Here is a 16170-nt window from a genome sequence, read left to right on the forward strand (position 1 = left end):
CCGGGGTTGCGTGACGTGTCGCATTTGCTTATCGGATCGCGGTGACATCCTCACGCGCAGCAGAATAACGCAGAAAACAATCGGGCGGTCGCGCATCTGCCGTAACCGGAGACGCGCGCACCCTGTTTAACTCAGTTCAGCGGCCAGATATGGTCGATGATCAGCTGCACCGAGCGGTTACCACGATACTCATTGATATCCAGCTTATAGGCCAGCTCAACCTGACGAATGCTGCTGTCGGGCCACAGCGTGGTATCGACATTAAAGGCGATACCGTCGAGCAGCGGACCGCCGTCCAGCGGCTCGACCATGACTTTAAGGTGTCGCTCGCCCACCAGCCGCTGTTGCAGCAGCTTAAATTTGCCGTCAAAAGCGGGTTCCGGGAACGCCTGGCCCCAGGGCCCGGCTTCGCGCAACATCTCGGCGGTCTGCAGGGAAAACTCCTGCGGCTGTAACGCGCCATCTGACCAGATGATGCCCTGCAGCGATTCGCCCTCCAGCCACTCACCGACCAGATCGGCAAAGCGCTGACGAAACTCCTCGTAGCGTGCGGTCTCCAGCGATAAGCCGGCTGCCATGGCGTGACCGCCAAACTTTAGCATCATACCAGGATTCAGGGTATCCAGACGCTCCAGCGCATCGCGCAGATGCAGTCCGGCAATTGAGCGGCCCGACCCCTTCAGCGTGCCGTCGCCTGCTGGCGCAAAGGCAATCACGGGACGATGGAAGCGCTCTTTAAGACGTGACGCCAGAATCCCCACCACGCCCTGATGCCATTCGGGATGATAGAAGGCCAGCCCCAGCGGCAGATCGCGCTGCTCGCGCTCCAGCGCCTGACACAGCGCCAGCGCTTCGCTCTGCATGCCCTGCTCGATCTCTTTACGCGTCTGATTCAGCGCGTCCAGTTCGCTGGCCAGCATCCGCGCCTGGCTGAGATCGTCGGTCATTAACAGCGCAACGCCCACCGACATATCGTCGAGCCGGCCTGCGGCGTTGAGTCGTGGTCCCAGCGCAAAGCCGAGATCGCTGGCCGCAAGCTGACGGGCATCGCGATTAGCAATCTCCAGCAGCGCGCGGATGCCTGGCCGGCATTTTCCGGCACGGATGCGGCTGAGCCCCTGCCACACCAGAATGCGGTTATTGACGTCGAGCGGCACCACATCGGCTACCGTGCCAAGCGCGACCAGATCCAGCATCTCCGCCAGATTCGGTTCCGTGCGGGTGGTGCCAAACCATCCCTTAGTGCGCAGATGGGCACGCAGCGCCAGCATCAGATAGAACGCGACGCCCACGCCCGCCAGCGCGCGCGAGGGAAAGTTGCAGTCCGGCAGATTGGGATTCACGATCGCCTCAGCGGCGGGTAAGGTCTCGCCGGGCAGATGGTGGTCGGTAATCAGCACCGGAATCCCGTGCTGATGAGCAAAATCAACGCCAGCGTGGGAGGAGATGCCGTTATCGACGGTCAGGATCATCGCCGCGCCGCGCGCACGCGCCTGCTCAACCACTTCCGGGCTAAGGCCATAACCATCTTCAAAGCGGTTAGGGACCAGATACTGCACGTTGCCGCCGCCCATGCTGCGCAGCGCCATGACAGTCAGCGCGGTACTGGTCGCGCCATCGGCATCAAAGTCGCCCACCACCATAATGCGACGCCCATCCAGCAGCGCCTGATGCAGCAGTTCCACTGCACTCTCAATTCCGCTTAAAGACTGGTAAGGCAGCAGGTTTTTCGCACCGCGCTCCAGCTCTGCGGCGTCACGCACGCCGCGTTGCAGATAGAGCCGCTTCAGCAACGGCGGCAGCGTGGCCGGTAGCGCATCGTCAACCGTCACCTCACGGCGACGCAGTTCCACTTCCTGTTTTACCACCGATTAACCACCACGCTTCTGATTGTCCAGCACCTGCTTCAGCTCCTGCGGCGACTGATAACCCGGGATCATCATGCCGGTGTCAGTCAGCATCGCAGGGGTGCCCTGAATGCCAAACAGCACGCCCAGTTTGTAATGCTGAGAAATATCGATTTTGCAGCTGTCTGGTGCGGCCATCTTCGGCGCATTGCCTTTCATCGCCTCATCAAACGCTTTATTGCGGTCAGCGCTGCACCAGATCGCCTTCATTGCCGGTTCGATCTGACCATTCAGTCCCTCTCGCGGAAACGCCAGGTAGCGCACGGTAATGCCCAGCGCATTGTAGTCCGCCATCTGCTCGTGCAGCTTGTGGCAGTAACCACAGGTGATGTCGGTGAAGACGGTGATCACATGCTGCTCTTTCGGGGCTTTGTAGACGATCATCTCCGGCACCAGCGCCTCGACTTTTTTGTCCAGCAGCTGGTTGGTGACGTTGACCGGCTGTTTGCCGCTGACGTCATAGAGCGGGCCCTGGATCATATGTTTGCCGTCATCGGTAACATAGAGCACGCCGCTTTCCGACAGCACGGTTTTAAAGCCAGGCAGCGGGGATGGACTGATCTCCGTCTGGTTCAGACCGAGCTTTTTAAGGGATTGCTGAATGGCGCTGTCATCGGCCTGTGCGAGACCGGAAAAGGCGCTGGCTAACAGGGCCAGCATGGCAAAATGCTTGTTCATTTTTATCCTTATGGCCGCGAATCAGGCTCGCGGATGGTGTTGTTGATGCAACTGACGCAGGCGCTCAGTGGCGACGTGCGTATAAATTTGGGTGGTGGAGAGATCGCTATGTCCCAGCAGCATCTGTACGACACGCAGATCTGCACCGTGGTTCAGCAGATGGGTCGCAAAGGCATGACGCATTACATGCGGCGATAACTTTTCGCTGTCGATCCCCGCCAGCGTGGCGTAATGCTTGATGCGATGCCAGAAGGTCTGGCGCGTCATCTGCTGCGCCCGATTGCTGGGAAACATCACGTCCAGCGTCTGCCCATTGAGCAGCCACGGACGACCATGTTCCATATATTGCTCCAGCCAGTAAACCGCTTCTTCACCTAAAGGCACCAGCCGCTCTTTATCGCCTTTACCGATAACCCGGACAACGCCCTGCCGCAGGCTGATGTCGCTGAGCGTCAGGCCAATCAGTTCGGAGACACGCAGGCCGGTCGCGTAGAGCAGCTCCAGCATTGCTTTGTCGCGCAGCTCCAGCGGAATATCGATATTCGGCGCCTGCAACAGTCGTTCGACCTGCGCTTCACTGAGATCTTTCGGCAAACGCTGCGGCAGTTTTGGCGCGGACAGCAGTGCGCTCGGATCGTCCGGTCGCAGCTTTTCGCGATAAAGATACTGGAACAGGCGACGCATGGCGCTGAGCAACCGCGCTGAGCTTGTCGCTTTGTAACCGCCCTCCAGCCTTTCGGCCAGGAACTGCTGCAGATCCAGTGGCGTCACGCTGAGCAGCGTTAGCTGATGATGCGCCAGCCAGCCGGTCAGCGTCTGAAGATCCTGACGATAAGAGGAGAGAGTATTCTGCGCCAGATTGCGTTCAATCCAGAGCGCATCAAGAAACTGTTCTGTCAGATCGCTGTCCTGCACGTTGTCTCCGCCGTCTGGTGTAAAATCATGCTCATTATGCCTGATTCAGCAGCGCTTCTGGTACAATTGCGCCAAAGTCAGTATTTACAGAGTGTTATCTGCATGAAAATCGGTCTTTTTTACGGTTCAAGTACCTGTTACACCGAAATTGTAGCGGAGAAAATTCGCGATTTTATTGGCGAAGAGTTAGTGACGCTGCATAACGTGAAAGATGACGACCCACGTCTGATGGAACAGTACGATTTGCTGATCATGGGCATCCCGACCTGGGATTTCGGTGAGTTGCAGGAGGACTGGGAGGCGATCTGGACGCAACTGCCCGCGCTGAATCTGCAAAACAAGATTGTTGCACTGTATGGCATGGGCGATCAGATTGGCTATGGCGAGTGGTTTTTAGATGCGCTCGGCATGCTGCACGATTTGCTGCAGCCCATGGGCGTGCGGTTTGTCGGCTACTGGCCGCTTGAGGGCTATGAGTTCACCAGTCCTAAACCGCTGAGTGCCGATGGCTCGCAATTTGTGGGTCTGGCGCTGGATGATGTGAATCAGTTCGAGGTCACCGATGAGCGCGTTGAGCAGTGGTGCGAGCAGGTATTAACCGAAACCGCTGCACTGCTCTGAACAATTCCGTGCTCTGGATTGCCGCTGTAGAACCCGGGCGCCTGCAGATGCCGGCAGATAATAGTCTGCCCTGTTGCCGTTAATGCCGCACTTTGCTGAAACAGCAGGCGCGTAATGCTCGCCATTCGCCGGGCTGCATATTGTCCCGCATCAGCCACCATCGTAGCGTAGCGCCCTTTTCACTCCTGGCCACCAGCAAGACGCCAATCGGTAACCAGCGCAGCGGCTGGGTCGGTCGCCAGCGTTTTCCCTGCCAGATCCAGCAATGACCGCCTTCCCGCTGTAACTCACCGTGCCGCTGACGCAATCGTCGGAAGCTGCACCAGCCTTCAGCCAGCAACAACAGAATAACCGGCACTTTAATCAGCCAGCCGCCCACCGGCAGCGTCATCAACACGACCCCAGTCACGGCTGCCACCAGCCAGGCGCACAGACATCCGCACGCCAGGCGGGAGGGCTGCAGCTTACATTGCCACGGGGCCGCGATCATGGTTACGCTGCTGGATCAAATTCACCATCCGCTTAAGCTCTGGATCTTTTGGCTCACCGTGATTCATCAGCCAGTTAAACAGGTCGGGATCGTCACTCTTCAGCAGGTTAACAAAGACCTGCTTATCAGTGTCATTAAGCGTGTCATACTCAAATTTGAAGAACGGCATAATAGCCACATCCAGTTCCAGCATGCCGCGACGGCAAGCCCACTGAATACGTGATTTATCATTAATATCCATGCATCAATTTCCACAATTCACAACGTGGCCGCTAGTGTAACCTGGTTTAATGCAGCTCGCAGGCGCAGCGTCGCAGGCTGTGCAACCTGCCACATTTCAGATTGTAGCTTTTCAGGGTTATCACGCCTTTTGTGCGCCGTTTTCCGTAAACAGGTTGCATTGCCAGTCGGCTCTTTTAACATTGAAGACAATGTTCCGGATGAACCTTCTAATACAGGATATCTCCATGCCCACTTTTACTTTACCGCCGCGCCAGCCTGCCGCGTCGTCTCGCCTGCCATTAACCCTGATGTCACTGGATAGCTGGGCGCTGGTTTCCATTACCGGTGCTGACAGTACCGCTTACCTGCAGGGTCAGCTAACGCTGGATGTCGCGGCGCTGGATGCAGACCACCATTCGCCCGCCGCACACTGCGATGCCAAAGGCAAAATGTGGAGTAATATGCGCCTGTTCCATCGCGGCGAAGGCTATGCCTATCTGATCCGCCGTGAACTGCGCGACACCCAGCTGACTGAGTTAAAAAAATACGCGGTGTTTTCGAAAGTGACGATGGCAGCTGACGATGAGTGCGTGTTGCTGGGCCTGGCCGGTTTTCAGGCCCGCGCCGCGCTGGCAAATCTGTTTGATAACCTGCCCGACAGCGAAAAACCAGTGGTGCAGCAGGGAGAAACCACGCTGCTGTGGTTTGCCCAACCCGCCGAACGTTTTCTGATTGTTACCTCGCTGTCACAGGCAGAAGCGCTGAAACAGAAGCTTAATGACGATGCTCAGTTTAATGACAGTCAGCAGTGGCTGGCGCTGGACATTGAAGCGGGCATTCCGGTAATCGATCCGGCCACCAGTGTGCAGTTTATTCCTCAGGCCACCAACCTGCAGGCACTGGATGCTATCAGCTTCAAAAAGGGCTGCTATGCCGGTCAGGAGATGGTCGCCAGAGCGAAATATCGCGGTGCCAATAAACGCGCGCTCTACTGGCTGGCGGGTCAGGCAAGTCATCTGCCCGAAGCCAATGCTCCACTGGAGTTACAGATGGGTGAGCGCTGGCGTCGTACCGGCAGCGTGCTGGCTGCGGTGCAGTTAGATGATGGAATCAGCTGGATTCAGGTAGTGCTGAATAACGATCTGGAGCCGGACAGCGTGCTGCGGGTTGAAGGTGACGAAGGCGGGCATCTGACCATTCAGCCGCTGCCCTACTCGCTGGCTGAAGAGTGATGTAACCGCATGGCCCTTTCATTAACGGAAGGGCCATGCCGCAAACTACTCAGCGCACATAAAAATAGATGGCGCAGAAGTGGCAGAGACTGCCGCCCAGCACAAACAAATGCCAGATGGCGTGGTTAAAGGGAATGCGGCGTGCCACATAGAAAATCACCCCAAGCGAATAGATAATTCCGCCTGCGGCCAGCAGCCAGATGCAGCCCGGCGGCAGGATCATCGCCAGCTGATAAACCACAATCAGCGACAGCCACCCCATGCAGAGATAGGTCACCAGCGACAGCGCTTTAAAGCGATGTGCAATCGTGAGCTTGAACACAATACCCGCCAGCGCCAGCCCCCAGATCACCGCCATTAGGCCATACGCCAGGGGCGTCCTCAGTCCGACCAGCAGAAACGGCGTATAGGTCCCCGCAATCAGCAGATAGATGGCACAGTGATCGAGCTTTTTCAGCCAGGGTCTGGCGGGCCCATCCGGGATTGCGTGATAGAGCGTTGAGGCCAGAAACAGCAAAATCATGCTGCCGCCATAGAGGCTGTAGCTGATAAAGGTGATGGTGTCAGCCTGCCTCTCAGTGGCCTGATGGAGCATCAGCACCAGCCCGACGATGCCAGACAGGCAGCCAAGACCGTGACTGATACTGTTGGCAATCTCCTCGGTAATGGAATAGCCCGCAGAGGGTCGATGTTTTTGAGAGAGTGTGGTGGTCATATTAGTTTCCTGAACAGCGCCATAGCAGTAGTCACTGTTACCCAGCCTACCCAATAATTTTTTCAGTGTACACGTGTACGCTAAAAATGCTCACAGAAATTCACTATCCCTTAAACCACGTACTGAATCTGGTAAACTGACCATCGGTCAACTGTTTAATGAGTCATTCATGTTTTCGCATCGCGATCTCGCCCGCCTTAACGATCTGGAAATGCAGGTCTATCAATTCATCATTAAGCACCGCGAGGGCGTCAGCTATATGACGATTCGCGAGCTGGCTGAGCAGGCTGCCGTCTCCACCACCACCGTGCTGCGCTTCTGCCGCAAGATGGATTGTGAAGGCTGGTCAGAGTTCCGCATCCGCCTGCGCTTAAGCGAACAACAGCGTGCACCGCTGCTCAACACGGCGGGCGTCAGTGAAATGCTGAGTTTTTTCAAGAGTATTAATAACCCGGAGTTTGAACAGCTCATCACGCAGGCTGCGCAGAAAATTAATCAGGCGGATCGGGTTTTCTTTATTGGCGTCGGCACCTCCGGCAGTCTGGCAAAATATGGCGCGCGGTTTTTCTCTAACCTCGGTAAATTCAGTCACGCCATTGACGACCCCTACTATCCGGTCAGCACTGACCTGTATGAAAATGCCGTCGCCATTATTTTATCGGTTTCCGGCGAAACGGAAGAGATCCTGCGCATTGCCAGTCAGTTCAGCCTGAAGAAGTGCAAAATCATTGCGATAACGAATACAGAAAGCTGCTCTCTGGCGAAGATTGGTGATTTTAACCTCTGCTATCACGTGCCGATTATTCGCATGGCCGACAATTCTGACATTACCACTCAGGTGCCGGTGACCTATATTATTGAAGCAATAGGCCGCCAGCTGGGGAAATAAAACAGCGTGTTTTTTGGATGTAACAAACGTAATTCCAGGCGCGCTGTTATATCGTGACTTTCAATATTGCCTTGCTACACTCAGCTCAATTTCAATATCCGTAATGGAGTAAAGCATGAGTGCAGAATTGCAGTTACCAAAAGGCTTTCTTTGGGGCGGTGCGGTCGCGGCGCATCAGGTTGAAGGTGGCTGGGATCAGGGCGGCAAAGGCGTCAGCATTGCTGACGTGCTGACCGGCGGTTCACACGGCGTTGACCGCGTGATCACCGACGGCGTACAGCCTGGTCATTTCTACCCGAACCACAAAGGCGTGGAGTTTTATTCTCATTATAAACAGGATATCGCGCTGTTTGCCGAGATGGGCTTTAAATGCTTCCGCACCTCCATTGCCTGGACCCGCATCTTCCCCAATGGAGATGAGCAGCAGCCTAATGAAGCGGGCCTGCAATTCTATGACGATCTGTTTGATGAACTGCTGAAGTATGGCATTGAACCGGTCATCACGCTTTCGCACTTCGAAATGCCTTATCACCTGGTCAAAGAGTATGGCGGCTGGCACAACCGCAAAGTGGTCGACTTCTTTGTGCGCTTCAGCGAAGTGGTGCTGAACCGCTATAAGAACAAAGTGAAATACTGGATGACCTTTAACGAGATCAACAACCAGCGCAACTGGCAGTATCCGCTGTTTGGTTACTGCTGTTCAGGTGTGATCTTTACCGAGCATGAGAAACCTGAACAGGCAATGTATCAGGTCATGCACCACCAGTTTGTTGCCAGCGCTAAAGTGGTGAAGCTCGGTCACGACATCAATCCTGACTTCCAGATTGGCTGCATGATCGCCATGGTCCCTGTCTACCCGTTCTCCTGCCACCCGGACGATGTGGTGCTGGCGCAGGAGTCGATGCATCAGCGCTATGTGTTCAGTGACGTGCAGATGCGTGGCTACTATCCGGCCTACACGCTCAGGGAGTGGGCACGTAAAGGTTATGACATTCAGATGGAAGCGGACGATGCTGAGACGCTGCGCCAGGGCTGTGCAGACTATGTCGGTTTCAGCTACTACATGAGCAACGCCGTGAAGAGCGATGCCAGCGGCGTTGACGATCCCATCACCGGCTTTGAAGGTGTGGTGAAAAACCCGCATGTGAAAGCGTCAGACTGGGGCTGGCAGATCGATCCGGTCGGCCTGCGTTATGCCATGAACGAGATGTATGAGCGTTACCAGAAGCCGCTGTTTATTGTCGAAAACGGCTTTGGTGCGATCGATAAGCCCGGCGCTGACGGCCTGATTGAAGATGATTACCGCATCGACTACCTGCGTGCGCACATCGAAGAGATGAAGAAAGCCGTAGCGTATGATGGTGTGGATTTAATGGGCTACACACCATGGGGTTGCCTGGATTGTGTCTCTTTTACCACCGGCCAGTACGATAAGCGCTACGGCTTTATTCATGTGAATAAAAACGATGATGGCAGCGGCGACTTTTCTCGTGCGAAGAAGAAAAGCTTCAGCTGGTATCAGCAGGTTATCGCCAGCAACGGCGAAAACCTCTGATTCCTGAAGCCGCATAAGCTACGAAGTGAGTTAACGACCACCGGCAGCGTCAATGATGCTGCCGGTGACGTATGAGGCCGCATCGCTGGCCAGCCAGACAATCGCTTCCGCTACCTCTTCTGCCTCACCGCCGCGCCCCATCGGAATCGCGCTGGCAAGTCTGTCTACCCTGCCCGGCTCTCCACCATCGGCATGCATCTCTGTATAGATAAATCCCGGACGTACGCCATTGACCCGAATCCCCTGCTGCGCCACTTCCAGCGACAATCCTTTGGTCAGCGTATCGATCGCCCCTTTTGAGGCGGCGTAATCTACATATTCGCCAGGCGCACCGGTACGCGATGCGGCCGACGAGACGTTTACAATCGCGCCGCCCTGACCGCCGTGATGCGTGCCCATCCGCTTAACCGCCTCACGACAGCAGAGAAAGGATCCGATGACGTTGGTCGCAAAGACCTTTTGCAGTCGCGCCGCCTCAAGCTGTTCGGTGCGGCATTGCTGAAACAGAATCCCGGCGTTGTTCACCAGCAACGCCAGCGGCATAGAGTGCTTGTCGAGCTGCGCAAACATCGCCATCACCTGCGCTTCATCACTGATATCCGCCTGAACCGCAAAGGCTTCACCGCCCTGCTGCTGGATCTGTGCCACCAGCTGTTGCGCTTCGGCCTCGCGCTGACGATAGTTCACTGCAACCCGATAACCCCGGGCTGCCAGTAATAGTGACGTGGCCCGCCCGATACCGCGGCTGCCACCCGTAACCAGTGCCAGTTTCATGCTGATTCTCCATAACAAAGGGCCGACGAATCGGCCCCTGATGATTAACGCTTGCCCGTAGGGAGATTACTGATAATCGCTCATCGGCACGCAGGAGCAGAACAGATTGCGGTCGCCAAACACATCATCCAGACGTTTTACGGTCGGCCAGTATTTGTTATGGCTGCCTGCCGGGAAGACCGCCAGTTCACGGCTGTAAGGATGTGACCACTCACTGACGATTTCCAGCTGGGTATGCGGCGCATTAACCAGTGGGTTATCGTCCAGCGGCCATTCCCCTGCCGCCACCCGGTCAATTTCCATACGGATCGCCAGCATTGCGTCAATAAAGCGATCCAGTTCGATTTTACTCTCTGACTCGGTCGGCTCCACCATCAGCGTGCCCGCCACCGGGAAGGACATGGTCGGCGCGTGGAATCCATAATCGATCAGGCGCTTAGCAATATCCAGCTCACTGATGCCGGTCTGCTCTTTCAGCGGACGGATGTCGAGAATACATTCGTGCGCCACACGGCCATCGCGGCCGGTATAGAGCACCGGATAAGCAGACTGCAGGCGGCTGGCAATATAGTTAGCATTCAGAATCGCGACCGAACTGGCCTGTTTCAGCCCTTCGGCGCCCATCATGCGAATATACATCCAGCTGATCGGCAGAATAGAGGCGCTACCAAACGGCGCTGCGGAGACCGCGCCCTGCTGCGTCAGCACACCGTCGATCTGCACTACGCTGTGTCCCGGAACAAACGGAGCCAGGTGCGCTTTCACGCCAATCGGTCCCATACCCGGACCACCACCGCCGTGCGGAATGCAGAAGGTTTTGTGCAGATTGAGGTGCGAGACATCTGCGCCGATGTAGCCTGGCGTGGTGATGCCGACCTGCGCATTCATGTTCGCGCCATCCAGATACACCTGGCCGCCATACTGATGCACGATCTGGCACACTTCACGGATGGTCTCTTCATAGACACCGTGTGTGGAGGGATAAGTCACCATGATGCAGGAAAGTTTGTCGCCCGCCTGCGCCGCCTTTTCATGCAGGTCGCCAAGGTCGATGTTGCCCTGTTTGTCGCACGCGACCACGACCACATCCATACCCGCCATCTGGGCTGAGGCCGGGTTCGTACCGTGTGCCGAACTCGGGATCAGACAGAGATGACGATCGCCCTCGCCGCGACTTTCGTGATAGCGGCGGATCGCCAGCAGCCCGGCATATTCCCCCTGCGCGCCAGAGTTAGGCTGCATGCAGAGTGCATCATAGCCGGTGAGCTGCACCAGCCACTGCGACAACTGGCCGATCATCTGCAGATAGCCGGTAGCCTGTTCAGCCGGGCAGAATGGATGCAGCTCAGCAAACTCCGGCCAGGTGATCGGGATCATCTCAGCGGCAGCGTTGAGCTTCATGGTGCAGGATCCGAGCGGGATCATCGCCTGATTCAGCGCCAGATCCTTTTTCTCCAGGCTGTGCATATAGCGCATCATCTCGGTTTCGCTGTGATGACGGTTGAACACCGGATGGGTCAGGATCTCGCTGTGACGCTGCAGGCCCGCAGGAATCGCGTGGCTTTCACTGGCGACTTCGCTGTCGAGTTTTTCCAGATCCTGGCCATGTTCATCACCCAGCAGAATAGCAAACAGCGCCAGAATATCTTCGCGGCAGGTGGTTTCATCCAGCGTGATGCCAACGGCATTATGGATGTCGCTGCGCAGGTTAACGCCAAAGCTCAGAGCGCGGTTCAGCACAGCGGCTTTATCCGCCACTTCCACCGTCAGCGTATCGAACCAGTGCTGATGGCGCAGTTTCAGGCCGCCCTGCTGCAGTCCGGCTGCCAGGATGCTGGTGAAGCGGTGAATGCGTGAGGCAATACGTTTCAGACCAGCCGGGCCGTGGAAAACCGCATAGAGACCCGCAATGTTTGCCAGCAGCACCTGCGACGTACAGATGTTGGAATTAGCCTTTTCACGACGGATATGTTGTTCACGGGTCTGCATCGCCATGCGCAGTGCTGTGTTGCCTGCGGCATCACGTGACACACCGATGATGCGGCCTGGCATAGAGCGTTTATGCTCGTCGCGGCTGGCGAAGAAGGCAGCGTGCGGACCGCCGTAACCCATCGGCACGCCGAAGCGCTGAGCGGAACCAAAGACAATATCTGCGCCCTGCCTGCCTGGCGCTTCCAGTAACACCAGCGACATAAAGTCTGCCGCCACGCTTACCACGACTTTGCGTGCTTTCAGCCCGGCAATCAGCGCGCTGTAATCGTGCGCGTTGCCCGTCGTTCCCACCTGTTGCAGCAGCACACCAAACAGGTCGTCGTGATCCGCTGCCTTGTCGGCGCTGTCGATGATCAGTTCAAAACCGAACGTCTCTGCACGAGTCCGGACCACATCCAGCGTCTGCGGATGAATATCGTCGGCAATGAAGAATTTATTGGCGTTTTTGAGCTTGTTGACGCGTTTTGCCATCGCCATCGCTTCGGCTGCAGCCGTGGCTTCATCCAGCAAAGAGGCGGACGCAATATCCATGCCGGTAAGATCCAGCGTCAGCTGCTGGAAGTTCAGCAGTGCTTCCAGGCGGCCCTGCGAGACTTCAGGCTGATACGGGGTATAGGCAGTGTACCAGCCCGGATTTTCCAGCATATTACGCAGGATAACCGGCGGAGTGATGACCGCGCTGTATCCCATACCAATCCAGGATTTGTAACGCAGATTCTGACTGGCAATGGCTTTCAGTTCGGCCAGCGCCTGCTGTTCAGTCGCGGCTTCGCCAACGGCGGGTGGACCCGGCAGCTGAATGTCTGCCGGCACAATCGTGCTGATTAACGCGCCCAGCGAACGGGCACCAATCGCGTCAAGCATCTGCGCCTGCTGCTCAGGTGAAGGACCGATATGGCGCTCAATGAATGCACCGTTGTGTTCAAGCTGGCTGAGAGTCTGAGTCATTAGCAGTAAATCCTGAATCGGGCTGGGGGAACCGGAGAGCAAACAGAAATCTGCGGCCTCTGTCTGAGGCCGCCTGACGATTACTCGTCGATGGAGGCTTTATAAGCATCCGCATCCAGCAGCGTGTCGATTTCAGACGCGTCACTGGCTTTGATTTTAAATAACCAGCCGCCGTCATAAGGCTCGCTGTTGACCTGCTCCGGTGAGTCAGTCAGGGCATCGTTGACCGCCACAATCTCACCGCTAATTGGCGCATAGATATCTGACGCCGCTTTAACGGACTCTGCCACCGCGCACTCTTCACCGGCGGCAAACGTCGCGCCCACTTCAGGCAGATCGACAAATACCATGTCGCCCAGTAACTCCTGCGCATGTTCAGTAATACCCACGGTGTAGCTGCCATCGGCTTCTTTGCGCACCCATTCATGGCTGTCGCGGTACTTCAACGTATTCGGCACATTGCTCATTGGCCATTTCTCCTGAATAAAATTTACTGAGCGACCGGTTTACCGGCGCGGACAAAAACGGGACGGGTAACCTGGACGGGCATCTGGCGGTTACGGATCTCAACGATGGCGGTGCTGCCGACCGAGGCCGGTACGCGCGCCAGGGCGATGCTGCAACCCAGCGTCGGTGAGAAAGAACCACTGGTGATGATCCCCTCCTGTGGCTGCCCCTGGTCATCGGTGAAACGCACCGGCTGGCCGTTACGCAGCACCCCTTTTTCTGTGAGGATCAGCCCCACCAGCTTTTCTGTGCCGCGTTCACGCTGCAGTTCCAGCGCTTCCCGGCCTATGAAATCGCGGTCAGAAGGTTCCCAGCACACCGTCCAGCCCATGTTGGCGGCCAGCGGTGAAACGCCTTCGTCCATCTCCTGACCATAAAGATTCATTCCGGCTTCCAGGCGCAGTGTGTCGCGTGCGCCCAGTCCGGCAGGTTTTACGCCAGCTGCCAGCAGGCGCTGCCAGAAATCGGCTGCCTCACCGGCGGGCATCGCAATTTCATATCCTGCTTCGCCGGTGTAACCGGTGGTCGCGATAAACAGGTCACCTGACTGCACACCAAAAAACGGCTTCATGCCAGCCACAGCCTGACGCTGCTCCTCGCTGAACAGCGTCTGCGCTTTCTGCTGCGCCTGCGGACCCTGCACAGCAATCAGCGCCAGGTCATCGCGTTCCATCAGCGTAATGCCATAACCCTGCGCATGTTGTGTGATCCAGGCGAGATCGTTTTCACGGGTTGCGGAGTTCACCACCAGCCGGAAGAACGATTCGCTCATAAAGTAAACAATCAAATCGTCAATGACGCCACCCGACGCATTCAGCATCCCGGTGTAAAGCGCTTTGCCTGGCTGCGTCAGTTTTGCCACATCATTCGCCAGCAGATAGCGCAGGAATTCGCGGGTACGCGGTCCTGTCAGGTCGACGATGGTCATGTGAGAGACATCAAACATCCCGGCGTCAGTGCGCACCACATGATGTTCATCCATCTGGGAGCCATAGTGCAATGGCATCATCCAGCCATGAAAATCCACCATGCGGGCACCGCAGGCCTGATGCTGTTCAAACAGAGGTGTTTGCTGAGTCATAACCATCCTGTGCAGAAGCGAGTGAGGGCAAAATTGCGCCGGAATTGAGTGCCGACGCAAACGTTCTCTTACGACTGACGTTACCACCGAATCTGACGATTAACCATAAGCAAACCGGGGTCGAACGCAGATGCACAGCCTAACCAGAAACAGCCTGTGACAGGATAAAAAACTGCAATTTTGTGATTAATCGCGCAATAAATGCAGGGACTTTAAATATACACAGCAAATTTATGCGGCAAGGCGTTCAGGATGTTAAAAAAATCCCGCTGCCCGCGAAGAGATGAATGAGAAAAAGTAATGCGAAATTGCTAGCAAAATTAGAATAAATCAAACGAAGACCCGGACTGGTGCAGCATTGCCTTTTGGTGGTGCAGAGGGATTCAGACATAAAAAAAGCCAGCAGACGCTGGCTTATCAAAAGGCGAGAATTTAGCGTAGCCAGGCGGGTAAATCATTCAGGCCCATCGCCTGCTTCAGCATCATAGGTTTTACCCCTGGCAGGCGATCAGCCAGCTTCAGACCGACGTCACGCAGCAGTTTTTTCGCCGGATTATTGCCGGCGAACATCTCCCGGAAGCCCTGCATGCCTGCCAGCATCATTGCGGCGCTGTGTTTACGGCTGCGCTCGTAGCGACGCAGATAGAGGTGCTGACCAATATCTTTGCCCTGCTGATGCAGACGGCGAATCTCGCCAATCAACTCGGCGGCATCCATAAAGCCAAGGTTTACGCCCTGCCCCGCCAGCGGATGAATGGTGTGAGCCGCATCGCCCACCAGCGCCAGACGGTGTGCCGCAAAGTTGCGGGCATAGCGCGCTACCAGCGGGAACGATTTGCGCTCGCTTTCCAGCTGACACAGGCCGAGGCGCATATCAAACGCCACTGAGAGCTGCTGATTGAACAGCGCTTCCGGCATGGTTTCCAGACGGCTCGCTTCCTGTGGCGAGAGCGACCAGACGATGGAGCTCAGATGCGGATCCTGCATCGGCAGGAAAGCCAGAATACCGTCGCCGTGGAACACCTGGCGGGCCACAGCGTCGTGCGGCTTCTCAGTGCGGACGTTAGCCACTAACGCACGGTGATCGTAATCCCAGAAAGTCAGCGGAATATCGGCTTTGTTGCGCAGCCAGGAGTTAGCACCGTCAGCGGCAATCAGTAATCGCGCGCTTAACATACTGCCATCCTGCAGCGTAACAAAGGCTTCGTTGTCACCAAATGCCACCTGCTGTAACTGCGAAGGTGCCATTATCGTCACGTCGCTGCAGGCGCTGGCACGTTGCCAGAGCGCAGTGTGAATCACCGGGTTTTCGACGATATGGCCCAGATGTGACAAGCCCTGCTGCTCATCATCAAAAGCGATGGAGCCGAAGCTGTCCTTATCCCACACTTCCATGCCGTGATATGCGCGGCAGCGCAGCGAAAGAATGGTCGACCAGACATCCAGCTTCTGCAGCAGCCGTTCGCTGGCGGCGTTTATCGCCGACACGCGAATCGACAGTGACGCACTCAGCGCCAGCGGTGGCTCCGGCGATTTTTCCAGCACGGCGATGCGCAGTCCGCTGCCCTGCAAGCCGCAGGCCACCGCCAGCCCCACCATACCGCCACCGGCGATCACCACATCAAAAGTTTGCATCTGAGCCTC

The 16170-nt window shown here is 56.4% G+C and carries 15 protein-coding genes; 4 read left to right on the top strand and 11 right to left on the bottom strand.

Going from position 1 to position 16170, the window contains the following annotated elements:
• Positions 1–131: 131 nt before the first annotated feature.
• The 3 genes from recJ to xerD are packed head-to-tail and all read right to left on the bottom strand — an operon-like array spanning position 132 to position 3500.
• Positions 132–1868 (bottom strand): single-stranded-DNA-specific exonuclease RecJ, encoded by a 1737-nt coding sequence (gene recJ / locus H7K52_RS12460; RefSeq protein ID WP_140034081.1) that lies wholly within the window; start codon positions 1866–1868, stop codon positions 132–134.
• Positions 1869–1871: 3 nt separating this feature from the next.
• On the bottom strand, positions 1872–2585 hold the full coding sequence (dsbC, locus tag H7K52_RS12465; protein WP_003852889.1) for a bifunctional protein-disulfide isomerase/oxidoreductase DsbC: 714 nt from the start codon (positions 2583–2585) through the stop codon (positions 1872–1874).
• Positions 2586–2606: 21 nt separating this feature from the next.
• On the bottom strand, positions 2607–3500 hold the full coding sequence (gene xerD, locus H7K52_RS12470) for a site-specific tyrosine recombinase XerD (protein WP_003852887.1): 894 nt from the start codon (positions 3498–3500) through the stop codon (positions 2607–2609).
• 102 nt (positions 3501–3602) lie between these two features.
• Between xerD and fldB the strand changes: the two genes are divergently transcribed.
• On the top strand, positions 3603–4121 hold the full coding sequence (fldB, locus tag H7K52_RS12475) for a flavodoxin FldB (RefSeq protein ID WP_003852885.1): 519 nt from the start codon (positions 3603–3605) through the stop codon (positions 4119–4121).
• A gap of 79 nt (positions 4122–4200) precedes the next feature.
• On the opposite strand, the gene H7K52_RS12480 is transcribed toward fldB, so the two are convergent.
• Positions 4201–4611 (bottom strand): protein YgfX, encoded by a 411-nt coding sequence (locus H7K52_RS12480; RefSeq protein WP_182630100.1) that lies wholly within the window; start codon positions 4609–4611, stop codon positions 4201–4203.
• Positions 4586–4852, bottom strand: a complete 267-nt coding sequence (gene sdhE, locus H7K52_RS12485) for an FAD assembly factor SdhE (protein WP_003852881.1) — start codon at positions 4850–4852, stop codon at positions 4586–4588. Before sdhE ends, H7K52_RS12480 begins: the two co-directional genes overlap by 26 nt.
• Positions 4853–5078: 226 nt before the next feature.
• Here sdhE and ygfZ point away from each other — a divergent pair, with 226 nt between their 5' ends.
• Positions 5079–6065, top strand: coding sequence for a tRNA-modifying protein YgfZ (gene ygfZ / locus H7K52_RS12490; RefSeq protein WP_008925670.1), 987 nt, complete (start codon positions 5079–5081; stop codon positions 6063–6065).
• A gap of 49 nt (positions 6066–6114) precedes the next feature.
• On the opposite strand, the gene trhA is transcribed toward ygfZ, so the two are convergent.
• Positions 6115–6780: a PAQR family membrane homeostasis protein TrhA gene (gene trhA / locus H7K52_RS12495; RefSeq protein WP_039660741.1), complete on the bottom strand. Its 666-nt coding sequence runs from the start codon at positions 6778–6780 to the stop codon at positions 6115–6117.
• A gap of 169 nt (positions 6781–6949) precedes the next feature.
• On the opposite strand from trhA, the gene H7K52_RS12500 reads away from it, so the two are divergent.
• Positions 6950–7669: a MurR/RpiR family transcriptional regulator gene (locus H7K52_RS12500; protein ID WP_003852874.1), complete on the top strand. Its 720-nt coding sequence runs from the start codon at positions 6950–6952 to the stop codon at positions 7667–7669.
• A gap of 115 nt (positions 7670–7784) precedes the next feature.
• Complete coding sequence (locus tag H7K52_RS12505; protein WP_003852873.1) at positions 7785–9224, top strand: 6-phospho-beta-glucosidase; 1440 nt, start codon at positions 7785–7787, stop codon at positions 9222–9224.
• A 30-nt stretch (positions 9225–9254) separates the two neighbouring features.
• On the opposite strand, the gene H7K52_RS12510 is transcribed toward H7K52_RS12505, so the two are convergent.
• The 5 genes from H7K52_RS12510 to ubiI form a co-directional block, all read right to left on the bottom strand.
• Positions 9255–9998, bottom strand: a complete 744-nt coding sequence (locus H7K52_RS12510; protein WP_182630101.1) for an SDR family oxidoreductase — start codon at positions 9996–9998, stop codon at positions 9255–9257.
• A gap of 66 nt (positions 9999–10064) precedes the next feature.
• A complete protein-coding gene (gene gcvP / locus H7K52_RS12515; protein WP_182630102.1) occupies positions 10065–12938 on the bottom strand; it encodes an aminomethyl-transferring glycine dehydrogenase in 2874 nt (957 codons plus the stop codon).
• An 80-nt stretch (positions 12939–13018) separates the two neighbouring features.
• A complete protein-coding gene (gcvH, locus tag H7K52_RS12520) occupies positions 13019–13405 on the bottom strand; it encodes a glycine cleavage system protein GcvH (protein WP_003852867.1) in 387 nt (128 codons plus the stop codon).
• Between the two features lie 23 nt (positions 13406–13428).
• Complete coding sequence (gene gcvT, locus H7K52_RS12525; protein WP_154926793.1) at positions 13429–14526, bottom strand: glycine cleavage system aminomethyltransferase GcvT; 1098 nt, start codon at positions 14524–14526, stop codon at positions 13429–13431.
• 432 nt (positions 14527–14958) lie between these two features.
• A complete protein-coding gene (gene ubiI, locus H7K52_RS12530) occupies positions 14959–16161 on the bottom strand; it encodes an FAD-dependent 2-octaprenylphenol hydroxylase (protein WP_182630103.1) in 1203 nt (400 codons plus the stop codon).
• Positions 16162–16170: the final 9 nt, after the last annotated feature.

Source organism: Pantoea hericii (genome assembly GCF_014155795.1).
In the GTDB taxonomy this organism is placed as follows: Bacteria; Pseudomonadota; Gammaproteobacteria; order Enterobacterales; family Enterobacteriaceae; genus Pantoea; species Pantoea eucalypti.